The 12,214-nt window shown below is 36.3% G+C and carries 6 protein-coding genes and 2 pseudogenes; 1 reads left to right on the top strand and 7 read right to left on the bottom strand.

Features of this window, described 5'->3' with window-relative positions; all coding sequences use genetic code 11:
* Nucleotides 1–116: 116 nt before the first annotated feature.
* Nucleotides 117–194 (bottom strand): annotated as a pseudogene (locus tag PMIT1303_RS13090) (elongation factor Ts); the annotation flags it as partial.
* A gap of 12 nt (nt 195–206) precedes the next feature.
* Here PMIT1303_RS13090 and PMIT1303_RS12590 point away from each other — a divergent pair.
* A pseudogene (locus tag PMIT1303_RS12590) lies at nt 207–404 on the top strand (glycine--tRNA ligase subunit alpha); the annotation flags it as partial.
* A gap of 605 nt (nt 405–1,009) precedes the next feature.
* Here the strand turns inward: PMIT1303_RS12590 and PMIT1303_RS00010 are convergent.
* The 6 genes from PMIT1303_RS00010 to PMIT1303_RS00030 form a co-directional block, all read right to left on the bottom strand.
* The gene (locus PMIT1303_RS00010) at nt 1,010–4,024 is read right to left on the bottom strand and encodes a tetratricopeptide repeat protein (protein ID WP_063397015.1); all 3,015 of its coding nucleotides are present in this window, start codon (nt 4,022–4,024) and stop codon (nt 1,010–1,012) included.
* Between the two features lie 1,498 nt (nt 4,025–5,522).
* On the bottom strand, nt 5,523–6,683 hold the full coding sequence (locus PMIT1303_RS00015; protein ID WP_156486840.1) for an FkbM family methyltransferase: 1,161 nt from the start codon (nt 6,681–6,683) through the stop codon (nt 5,523–5,525).
* A 1,390-nt stretch (nt 6,684–8,073) separates the two neighbouring features.
* Nucleotides 8,074–8,832 carry a TylF/MycF/NovP-related O-methyltransferase gene (locus PMIT1303_RS00020; protein ID WP_156486841.1) on the bottom strand — a complete coding sequence of 253 codons (759 nt, stop codon included), beginning with the start codon at nt 8,830–8,832 and terminating at the stop codon, nt 8,074–8,076.
* 165 nt (nt 8,833–8,997) lie between these two features.
* A complete protein-coding gene (locus tag PMIT1303_RS14295; RefSeq protein WP_082824403.1) occupies nt 8,998–9,768 on the bottom strand; it encodes a phytanoyl-CoA dioxygenase family protein in 771 nt (256 codons plus the stop codon).
* Nucleotides 9,765–10,508 (bottom strand): class I SAM-dependent methyltransferase, encoded by a 744-nt coding sequence (locus tag PMIT1303_RS00025; protein WP_063397016.1) that lies wholly within the window; start codon nt 10,506–10,508, stop codon nt 9,765–9,767. The genes PMIT1303_RS14295 and PMIT1303_RS00025 overlap by 4 nt, the downstream gene beginning before the upstream one ends.
* 526 nt (nt 10,509–11,034) lie before the next feature.
* Nucleotides 11,035–12,162: a DegT/DnrJ/EryC1/StrS family aminotransferase gene (locus tag PMIT1303_RS00030; RefSeq protein WP_063397017.1), complete on the bottom strand. Its 1,128-nt coding sequence runs from the start codon at nt 12,160–12,162 to the stop codon at nt 11,035–11,037.
* Nucleotides 12,163–12,214: the final 52 nt, after the last annotated feature.

Consider the following 12,214-nt stretch of genomic DNA (forward strand, 5'->3'; position numbering starts at 1 on the left):
CTGTTAAGCAGGGTGCTGTCACCAGGCTGCAAATCGCTGAATTCACTGGTCAAGACATTCTCTGTAGCCATGGTCTCGCCAGCCATGACAAAGAGAGAGCGAAGCACATCAAGATCACCCTTCTGACGCAGCCATTCGCTCGCCTTGATCATATCTCCGTCACTCTCTGCAAGGGCTTTCTTGCAGTCCATCATTCCCGCGCCGGTCTTGATTTCGTTCTTAAATCCAGTCACACCTTTAATCTTCTAGAAGCTCGTGGCGTGATTTCTGTTACAGAGAGAACCGCAACTATTGGCCGTATCCGCAACCTGGACCGCAAGGTGGCCGAAGCCTGGTTGGCGGAGCGAGAAAAGCTCGGTTTCCCGGCTGTTCGATCAATCTTCACCTGCTGCCCCCTGAGCTGATCTCGGCGGTGAATCCTGCAGGCGTTTACCAAGCATGTATGCCGTAAAGCACGATGGCCATGATCAATGCCGCCTTGTTCGGCTTACTTGGAGAGGAAATCCTGGCAACTTTACTTCTGCATAGGATTTTTCTTCTGATCTTGCGGATTTCAGTTCTGGCTATGAGCCGTCTAGTCACATTTATTTCTGATGCTATTTCGTGTTTCTAAGAATGAGATAGTGATCTTACTAAGTCTGCTCCGGCTCTGGCTTGCTTTCTCATCAACACCATTAGCCGTAGTTACAGCTCATAATGGCTATGTGTCTTCATCTAGGTCTGGTTATGGTTTGATTGCTGTCGATGTTGATTCAACTGCGGGATGTCTTAATGGATGCTCAAAGTCTTAGCCCCTGTTTGTTTTGGTTTGACATAATGGTTGAGTTGCACTTCTCCCTATCGGTTCTGGACGTCACAACTATGTGATGGCTAGATGTCATTGTTACAGGAGCTATTACCTTAAGGAGATTTTATGCACCTATAGAAAGTCAAACTATGCTCTTATAATCTATTGGGATAGACATAGAAATTATTTATTCACTTTCATTTCCACGAAAGCAATTGACTTTCATGTTCTGATGTTACTTTTGAGTAAATTATTGAATACCTCAACCATCTCTTCTTCGGACTTGCTAGTAAGTTTAGTGATCTCGTGAAAGTTGTTCCTAATTGATGAGGATATGCTTTGTCGCAGGTCGTCGGATGAGAGTATATCCGTACACCACTTAACGTATTCTTCTCGATTTCTTGCTATAGGTGACTTTTCTAACTTCATTACTTTATATAGTGCATGCACGAACCTACTTCTTGCGTGATTGACTGGCATCGAGATAATTGGTACTCCTAATGCCAAAGCATCAAATGATGACGTCCCACCTCCTCTGTATAATGGATCAAGCACTACATCCATATGAGATAGGGTCATAAAATACTTTTCTTTCTTCATTTTGTTTAAAAAGAGACATTTTGAAAATGCTTTGGGAGCTTTCTGCCGCCATCTTTTTTTTAGACGTTCTGATTGTGCAGCATTGAAGACTACAGCAACAAAATTTATGTCAGGGTTTAATTGTGCTATTCCCTCAAAAATTTCATCCATATCGGGATGAAATTTAATGGGATTGTGCATAATTCCAATTAGCTGTTTATTTTCAGGTATTCCAAGTTCTGCTTTTGCTTCAATTTTTCTAAAGCAAAAGTTGTCTAGATTTAAGGTGGTTGCCAGGCAATTTAAGCGTATTAGCTTTTCAGAATAGTTTTTTTGAGCATATTGGGGCTCGTTAATGTCATTAGAAAAATAATAGTCTATAGTATCTAGCCCAGTTGTAATTTCATTGCCAGGCAATACAATTTGGATTGGTGCAATTCTATTGTGAGCCAAGCTGTATGGAGCAGAGCTGGAATGCATCTCTGTATATACAAGCAAATCCAGATTTTGTGATTTGAGTAGCTCTACAGATCTTTTGAGGTTGTTACTTAATTGTATTACCCTTGAGGAGGCAGATCTGAGTTTAATATCATCATGTCCGATCGCATTCGGACCTTTAATAAGGGTAATTTTAAATCCAGCATTCTTACAAGCTTTGACTAAATTATAGTAATGCCGCACAATAACGTGCTCGCTATCAGTATTGTCAAAGAAAAATCCAATACCATTCCCGCCTTTGTTGTGGACCTGCTCTTCTTGTCTAAATGAACTACTTAACCGATCTCGTTTGCTTAAGTTTAGATAGGAGCATGTATGTTCTGAGATGAATTGCATAATTTCCTTGTCATCGCTTAAATTTTGATATGTAAGCATCAAGAGCGATAAGTATGGAAATTTTTCATCGGGTAGTGTTTTAATTTTACCTCTAAATATTTTGACAATGTTTTCAAGGTAATCCTTCCTCTCGGCGGCTATTTCATCCTTTTCTATATAAATATCGGAGAAGTGTAATAATGCTTTGCAGGCATTGCTGATTGTTGGATTAATCTCAAAGGCCTTTTTATAGGCTTCAATTGATTCTTCCAATTGTCCCATTGAATTTAGTGTATCTCCTAGGGTGCTGAGCGCATCAGGGTCTTTCGGATTTAGGACCAGAGATTTTTCAATAGCATTAATTGCTTGATCGAAATAACCAATTTGCCTGTACATTCTGCACAGATTCATGCGGGCTATTGAGTTATTCGATCGAAGTTCTAAGGATCTTAGAGTGGCTGCGATAGCTTGATCGATTGCCCCGAGATTATTGTATGCGCTGCCTAGGTTCATGTATGCAATTGGATTGTCGGTTTTGAGTTCTATCGATTTCAAAAAACATGAGACTGCGTCATTTGTTTTATCTAGATCGTGATAGATTCCGCCTAGATTAATATATGCCTCCGGGTTGTCGGGTTGAAGCTTGAGTGTTTTTAGTGTGGAGTCAATAGCTTGATCTAAGTTGCCGAGCTTTATGTTGATAATGCTCATCATCATATATAAATCCGGATCATCAGGGTTGAGTTCAAGACTCTTGAGGATGCAGGTTAAAGCTTGATCAAGGTTGCCTAAATCTATGTAAGTTTTAGCTAGCTGAATGTGAACATTGATGTTATTGGGACTTAGATTTATTGCTTTGAGTGCCGCTGTATGAGCTTCTTGTTTGCGACCATTGTAGGCAAGAGAAATGCTCAGACTGTGCCAAGCTTCAATGAAAGAACTATCAATTTCAGTGGCCAGCATCAATTCATTTATCGCATCGTTATGGCTGCCAATCTTTTGAAAGCATACACCAATCTTATAGGGAATAAGTTTATTTTTTGTATTTTTTACTGCTAGCTTTTGGTATTCAGAAATTGCTTCTTGGAGTTTCCCTAGTTTTTCATATGCTTGCGCTAGAAGTAGTGAGCATTCTTCACTGGGTTTGATTTGAGTTGCTTTTAGTAGTGACTCCACAGCTTGTTCTGTTTTGTCTTGTTGAAAAAGAATTGTGCCCTGATTTATTAGCGAAAGTAACGCTCTAGAGTTTATCTCTAGTTCTCGCTTGTAGTGATACAGTGCTTGGCTTTCTTCTCCTTTTTTTTGGCATATAATCCCAAGGACTTCATTGCCTCTTGGAGCCCTTTTATTTGTCTCTAATGCTTTCTCGGCGAAGGCTTTGGCTTCATCGAGGTTGTTTATTGCTATTGAACTGTTAGCGATTCCAATATAAGCTTGAAAGAGCAATGGATCTGAAGCTATAGAGAGTCTGAATAGGCGAATTGCTTCTTGATGATCTCCTGAGATTTGTTTGAGTTTTCCGATGTTACATAATGCTGGCGCATAGTTTTTGTTGATTTCTAATGACCTCCAGTACCACAAGAGCGCAGTATTTTTGTCCCCTTGCCTTGCAAAGATAGTTCCGATATCTTTGGTTACTTCTGGGTCTGAGTTGTCTAATTCGTTGGCCTTTAGTAGATATTCTATGGCTTGTTCAGAATCGCCAATAATTAGAAGACATTTACCTGCGTATTTTCTTGCGACTGTGCTGTTTGGGTTTTTCCTAATTATATCTTGACAGAATTTTATGCATTCTTGGTAGTTCCCTTCTTCTAGAAGTTGATGTATCAATCTTGACTCTGTCATTATTTTGAAGTCTCATTCTCATTACTGTATCATGTTTCAACATGTCATCCGTCCTTCCAATTCCTTTTGCCTTTCTAATTATATGTTATTGAAGTGAAAATTCATCTCGTATCACTTGATCCTTCTTGATTAGTTTTTTTTTATTCTTGATTGGCATAAGTTCCTGAATTGTCTTGCTTAGATTCTGCTTCCCTTTACCTGATTGTTTCTTTTAGCTGTTTTTGTTAAATTATCTCATACTCCTTCTACTACCTATTCTGGTTGTCTTATTTTGCGTGATTGCGTGTAGCTTTAGTAGACACAGATTGCTTGATTTACTCATACTATCTACTTTGGCTCTTCTCGTATTTGACCTGTTTCAGGCTATCGACATTGCTGCTTTTCATCTATTATGAAGTTGGCTAATATATGTTAAATTTTTTCCGAAGTAATCCATACAGAAAATTTCTCAGAATGGGAAGCAGATTATATATGTAATTCTTCTTAATTTTTTGTGGTTATATGCTTCTCAAGCTCTGTTTATTTTTTTGAATATCGCATTTCTGAGACATTTTTTAATTACTTTTCGCATTTGTTGCAGCAATTCGGCTGCCTGACTGACTTACTCCTGTTTTTCAAGAACCCCCTTGATCTCTTCCATGGGATTGAAGACCTTGCAGACTAATTATAATAACGTTTTATGGATACTTCTTTCAGTAAGCATGAAAGCTCAACAAGATAATCACATACCTTCAATAAACAAAATAAATATTCTAGAGAAAATGTAATTGATGCTTCCAATCCAATATATCCACTCTACGTTGAAATTTAGAGCATCGAGTTATTGCACATTACGGCATTATTACAGAATAATTCCCTCAATAAAATCGATTTAAGACAATAAAAATGTACATGGAATCGTGATTCTAATGACTGCCTAAAAAGAAGTTTTGAATTTCTACCTCTGACGCCATCTAAAATTAATTGTAAAATGCAATTTGGTATAGAGAAGATATTTCATATGACTTTAATATGCAATTAAGAAACTTAAAAAATTCATGACTCCTCAGGGTCATATTTTACTAGTGTAGGTACGAACTATAAATATTCTGCAGGACCAGATCACCTTTTGGTTGTCGGTAACCTTCAATTTTTAAAATAAACAACCGAGTAAAATCTCATGAATTAAATGTAGGCATATCAAAATGCTGTCTGAATATGTAGGTATGAAATGATGGAAGCCCTTAAGGTCTTAATACTGATCCCGAGTGTTCCAGTTTGCTTGCTTTATTTCAGTGCATAAGTAGAGCTTAGGACTAAGATTATGATATCTGAATTTACATTGTGCGGAGTAAATCTAGTATATTTGAATGATTCAGCTTGGTTTTCAAATACTGCCTAATAAATCTAAAACGCTATTCACTATAATCATAGTATAGTCTATTCCTCGGCAGCCTTTGTATATATTGTAAAAGGTAATGAATTGATGGCGAAAAAGTCGGCAATAAGAAACATGAGATTAATCCTTTTCTAGATTAGGCATGCAGTACAAAACCAGTTCTTCTTGGTGAATGGTGTAATGGTCAATGTATAAAGAGTAAAATGAAAAATTACTGGAAATGTAAAGAGGTATTTCGTGGAGGTCGTTGGGTTTATGATAAAGCGAAATTGCAAGTTTTGGTTTGAATTTCTGGATAACCTCTGTCGCTCCTTTAAGTGCATTTAATTCAGAACCTTCTATATCTAGTTTGATAAAATCTATTCTCTCAATATCTCCTTTTGCTAACAGGTGATCAAGACTTACCAGAGGGAGTGAAATTTTTGGGTTGTTAGCTAGTGAAAAACCTGGAGCGCATTGATCTATCCTAATCTTAGGTAGCGCAGCAAGATCTTCTATGTTCGTAGTGTTTGAGAGACCATACTGGAAAAGTACGCAATTATCAATATCAAGTTGGTTGAAATTGTGGCGGATAACATCACAGTGCCCATCAAGAGGATCGAAAGCATAAACCTTCCCTTTTTCGCCAACACTGTTAGAAAATATGCATGCGGTATCACCTAGGAATGCACCACCATCAATTATATAATCACCAGTTTCAGGTGCTATGCGAATATTATTACGGTCATAATAATATTGCCCCATTCCTAGAATATGGGTAAGGTTGATACAGTCGATTAAATATCTAGTACTTTCCCAAATAAAGTCATAGTGATTCAACTTGTTCCCATTATAATCTAACATATTTAAAACGCTTTCGGTTTTGCTATTTTGTGCGACTTGATTGAATGATGTTGTTGCCGCAATTCGCTTTTCCCAGTCTGAGGAAATTTTTACAGCCGTATGCCCAACCATTCTGTAGCATAAATAGCTGAAAAATAATTCTTTTGAATATTCATCACTAAGCATTCGAAAGACTTGAAATAATTCTTTTATTGATCCCGTGAATTCATTGAGCTCATATGCGAAGTTCTTGTTATAGCCAGGGTCCCTTACCCCAAACCTGTTGCTGTCCCAGTTATCGGTAAAGTTATTATTTTTCAAGCACATAGCTGAAGAGTTGACTATTGAGAAATAAAAGGTTTTTAGATCCTGGATGTCCTTGACACGCATGATAATTTGTCGGACAAAATATTTTAGCATTTTTCTTGAATTGATTGAATATTTGAAGGATTTAAGCAATTCACTCCTCCTCTGAAATTATTTTGAGATGAAGTTGTAACTTCATGCCTATAGTTAACATTGCTTACCTTTCCATTCTGATCATCTGATTTTTTTTTATTTAAGAACGCACCAGGAAAAAGAGTGACCCGACTTTATACGAATATTTATGTTCAGGATAAAGATCTAGTTGATATGAAGATTGGTTCTTTGCCTCTCACGTCTTCGCATAGGGCTTCGTCTTGCACATCTGCTAGGTATACCGTTATCGCTGGTTCTCCGACGGACATTTGATTTAGTAAACGCCTACGATTCTTTTTTTCTCAAATTTAGTTGATCAAAAATTGTCCCATTTGTTTTCTCTTCCAGTGGTCGAAAAAATCACACGTATCCTTGACGTCGTTTTACCCGCAAACAAGTCCCGTTGTTCATCCTATTCTGGTTGGTTCCAATTTGTCATTACATATCAGAAGTGCTTATTGTGAGTACATCATGTTCATCTCCAAGAAGCTCTGTTCTCTCTGTTGTTTTACGGTATTTCTTCTAACTATATATTTGCGTTTTATTTTTATTTTGGAGAATCATTCTTACCCTAATTCCGGATAAGAAATCACGGATAAAATATATACTTTTCAATTATGTGTTCTCAGGAAGACAAGCGAAACTTTTTATATCTTCTTATTATTACCCTGCAATTTGACTACAATTAATTAAAAGGAATAACTTTCGCCGTTTCCTTCTAATTCCGAACCTTGTTGGATTCTATTACTAGGAACTCTTGCAACGACATTGTCATGATGAAAATGCACTCCAAGCAGAGTAACCATTTTGTTTTAGTATGTCACTAGCTGTATGGGGTCTTTTACTTCAACGGTGATCAAGTACAGCATCTAGATAATTAGACTCTCATTCAACCGTACGTGTAACTTTATTGACTGTCTAAGCCGTCACTATGAGAGGCTTTTTGAAATTTATGGCCTAAGCAGGCAATAGATAAACTTGCTTAGTTACTAAGATAAGCAGTTGACTACTGTGGGTTGCTTACGTTAGAAAGGAAGCGACACCTAACCAATACACCAACAATAATCTCTACTTCTTAACTCAGAAGATGATTATTTGGAGAGCATCTAGGACAAACACAACACTATTTAGTAAGAAAAACAATAAGTGGTTCTAAAAGGATTTTTCTGAACTAACCCCATTTTTTTCAATACGTATTGGCTATGGCATAACCTTTATGTTTTTTAATGGAGTTTCACTGAGGACAGGATTTAAAGTGTCAAATCATTTTACCAATTCAAGAAACCATTAATAATGAGAAACAAAATCGCTACTTTAAATCATAATCATCACCTTCGAATAACTCAAATGCAATTTGAAGGCTTATAGGAAATTCTCTTATGGATTCAACTTAAATTTTAACCAGATAGGCATTTGGTGTGTTGTTAAACCTAATATTTTTCATTCTGAATTGTGATGGATGTTTAGACAGAAATTCATCCACTGCACGGCTTTCACCTTCCCATGGCTTAACACCATAACCTCTTAGTATGATGACACCACCAGGAACAACAAGTGGAACAGCTTTCTCAAGTACATATTGAGTAGCTAGGTATAAATTAAAATCGATATTAATAAGGGAAAATCTTACCCCTGAATTCTCTTTGATAAACTTATTCCACGAAGCTTCAATATCACCTTCATACAAAACTACTCTTGGATCATTTGGCACGAGATTGTCTGAGTTTTTGATTCTTATTAACTTTTTGATTGCATCAGTTGGAGTGTTGAATGTAGAGCTAACTTTCTCAATGAATTCAACCCCATGAAGATCTATTTCGCTTATAGATCGTTTTCGGTAACCTTTGAAATCATCGAACCCAAAGATTTTCCTTCCCCTATCAGTGGGCAGGAACAATTCCATTAAATCTAACCAAGTAAAAAGACCACTCCCCCAAAATACTCCAAACTCAGCAATAGAACCTGGGAGATCAACTACTCTCTTGAACAACTCATAGTAAGCTAGATACTGTGCGAGATGTCGTCTCATAGTAAATACAGGGCTATTTTTACTTATAAACTTGAGATTAAGATCGTTCTCACTAAAGACCTGATTCATTTCACGCCAATAATGAGCATCTCTCAAAACCGGATCAAATTTACTATCCATTAAATCGAATATTTAACAAATTTATTATAGACCCTATCGGAAGTTTTCGGCACATTTTTTCCAAGATAAATCTATAACTATGAGGGTAATAGCTATTAGCTTAAATTCTTAGACCTGATTTTTCTATTATTTATTTTCGATGTAAACTATTTAAGAATCTGTTGACTAATCTGGTATCAGCTCATATCCACCTTGTATATTTATCCGTTCATATTCATCTAGAGGTGTTCGGTTGCAGAACCCAAGTATAGATTTTTCTTTTTGATCCAAAACTCTAAGTAATGAATCTGGTGCTGACATAGCCATGTCATAACTTTGTTTAATCCACCATCTAGAAAATGTAGCTGTGATACTCCACCTAGTCGATGTTGAAATATTGACACGTGCACCATGCCACGTTCTTGTATCTAGTAAAAGTAAGTCTCCAGGCTGACAATTTATATCAATTGCACTTTCCAGAGAAGATTGGCTTGCCCATTCTCCAGAGAGATGGGTGTATGGAACTACTACCGTGCATCCTGTAGACCTATTTGATGGTTCTAGAGACAATATACAGATCAGATTGATAATATGTTTTGATTTGTAGGGAATAAATGAATCTAAATGCATTTTCAGTGGAGTAGATGAGGATGACCGAGCAACCAAACCACGCAATATATAATTTGGCTCAACTTTTTGATACCAAATATCATGCAAACAATCATATAGAATTCTAGAAAGAAGCTTTGAGCGAGTAAAGGTAGTATAAAAGGATGGATTGTAATTTTGCAAATTGTATATAAATTGGCTATGTGAGCTGTCATGTACCCTCTCGCTTGAGGGTAAGCTCTCAAGGAGCTTGAATGCATGTGACTTACTTGTGAAATTAGATATGCATGTGAAACCTTGAGAGCGCAATGTAGAAAGATGTGTCTCCAATTCAGAATCTATATTCATTTTTGAATATAAGCAGTGGGAATCCAGCCATTTTTGAATGTACGTATTTCAATATTCTTATCACTAAAGAATTCATTGACAGCCTTAGTTTCACCTGGTGTATGCTGAATATTATAGGTATCGATTATTATAATGCCACCCTTAGACAGTCTCTCCCAAAAAAAAGGCAATGCATTTATTACAACGTTATAAGTACCTGTATCTAAAAAAACAAGTCGAAATTGCAAATGAGAATATTTATCAAAAAAATCTGGCAGATCGTTTGTCAAGTCAAGCTTATGCAATCTAATTATATTTTCTAAATTATTAGCGGAAATTAGTTTAGATACATTTTCATATGACGCTGAACTACTTGAAGGCAAAATATCCTTATCTAGTACAGAGCTTGGATTATTCCCTTGAAACCAGTCAAACCCGTGAACTTGTGTCAATGTCGTTGGCTCATACAATTCAACCAACTTAGAGAAAAAGAACATACTGGCACCTCTAAATACGCCAACATCAGCGATGTGACCAGCTATTCCTAAAGTCTTGTCATAACAATCTTTAAGTGAAAAGAACCTTGCCATTGTAAGGCTCCCAACAAAACAAGGAAAGTCATGAATATGTTCTTCAAAGCCATAGGGCATATTCTTCATTATCTCTAAGCCCTCGTAATACTTCGAACGACGGTGCTCATGTTTTGATGTCTCTAATTCTCCAGCTTTGTAAGAAAACTCCCGTTTTACTTTTTTACTCATAACTGATCTAATTAATGCCTTTTAACTTTACCATATTAATTTTTCTGCTTTAATATTTTTACGCTTTCTTATTATTTACGAAAGCAACAATACTTCTAATCGGTTTGCCTTTTTATTTCTTGAGGTTACTCTAGATATAGCTGCAATATCTCAAGGTTATATTCTAAACTTATAAAGTTTTTATCAACCATGAAGGGTATTGTTATACATCTTTTCCTTGAAGGCTTTCTTTAAACTTGTAAATAACCCTCGTGAACATTTTAATTAGTAGATTTATATCAAGAGTTGGTATAATTCTGGGACAAAACAGGATGTCAGTTGCCTACTCTTAGATAGTGTATAAATACCAAAAATAATTTGAGAACTGTATTCGTATATTAAAAAATTACGACTTATTTTTTTCGCAAGCTAACGGAGTATTGCAAATATTTATTCTTTGACTTTAACAAATAATCCACGAGACGTCCAATTCTCTACGTTAGAGGTTTTTAGTTTGGGCGTGTATAATTTCTTGTCCACGCCCAAATTAGTGACTGGAGATAAAATTATTTATAATGCTGCATATTTTGGCAATATCATCATCATCGATAGACTGACCATTCGGAAGAGCAATTAGTGATTCTGACAACAGTTCTGTCACCCTTAGATCAAGTCTTGAATAATCAGTCATTGTCTGATATGGCATCATACGGTGGCAACCAGGCGAGAAGTATCGTCTGGCGAGAATATTATTGCTATGTAAGATACTAATTAGCTCATCTCTAGATCTCTTTGAGTTAACTGTATCCAGATAAAGAATAATATAATGATAATTGAAATACTCTTCTGCCGAGTATTCGATCAGCTTGACGTATGGTATTGATGATAAATATTTACGATATAGATCGTAATTTGCCTTATTTTTAGCAATAAATTCATCAATACATTCCAAGTTTGTCAATCCCATAGCAGCCGATATTTCATTCATTTTCCCATTAATGCCAAGCTCGTCTACTTTATCAAAGTCAGTGAATCCAAAATTTCTCATTTTATCTATTTTACTCGCAAGTCTAGAATCGTTAGTAGTTATTAATCCACCTTCAAGAGAATTAATAATTTTTGTAGCATGAAAGCTAAACACTTCACATGAACCAAAGTTACCAATCATATTGGATTTATAAGAACAACCAAAAGCGTGCGACGCATCATAAAATACAGGGATATTATATTTTGATGATAATAATTGTAATGTCTCGATATCACAAGGTCTCCCCCACATGTGTACACCTAGGATTCCAGAAGTATTTTCATTTACAAGTGCCTCTATTTTGGTGGGATCAATATTATGAGTTCTAGGGCCAACGTCACAGAAAATAGGTTTTACACCCAACCATTGGAGGGCATGAGCAGTGGCAATAAATGTAAAACTAGGTATTATAACTTCTCCTTTGATTCCAAGAGCTTTAGCCGCGATTTCCAGTGCTGTCGTCGCATTACATATAGTCAATGCATGTTTTACACCTAAATATTCACATATAGTATTTTCAAACATTTTGACAACGGGACCTTGATTTGTAAGCCAACGCCTGTCTAGGATTTCGTTTACAAGAGATAAAAACTTTTCTCTGTTCCCTAAATTTGGCCTACCAACGTGAAGTAAATCGTCGAAGCTCATAACATTAGTTCAAAGATTTATAAAAATAATAAATAAATAAATGCTCACTTTT

Origin of the sequence: Prochlorococcus sp. MIT 1303, assembly GCF_001631965.1 — a bacterium.
Classification (GTDB): domain Bacteria; phylum Cyanobacteriota; class Cyanobacteriia; order PCC-6307; family Cyanobiaceae; genus Prochlorococcus; species Prochlorococcus marinus_D.

Bases quoted from the DNA above. Each gene is read 5' to 3' on its own strand.
- PMIT1303_RS14295 (WP_082824403.1), bottom strand. From the start codon at position 9,768: ATGAATATAGATTCTGAATTGGAGACACATCTTTCTACATTGCGCTCT.
- PMIT1303_RS00020 (WP_156486841.1), bottom strand. From the start codon at position 8,832: ATGGATAGTAAATTTGATCCGGTTTTGAGAGATGCTCATTATTGGCGT.
- PMIT1303_RS00025 (WP_063397016.1), bottom strand. From the start codon at position 10,508: ATGAGTAAAAAAGTAAAACGGGAGTTTTCTTACAAAGCTGGAGAATTA.
- PMIT1303_RS00030 (WP_063397017.1), bottom strand. From the start codon at position 12,162: ATGAGCTTCGACGATTTACTTCACGTTGGTAGGCCAAATTTAGGGAAC.
- PMIT1303_RS00010 (WP_063397015.1), bottom strand. From the start codon at position 4,024: ATGACAGAGTCAAGATTGATACATCAACTTCTAGAAGAAGGGAACTAC.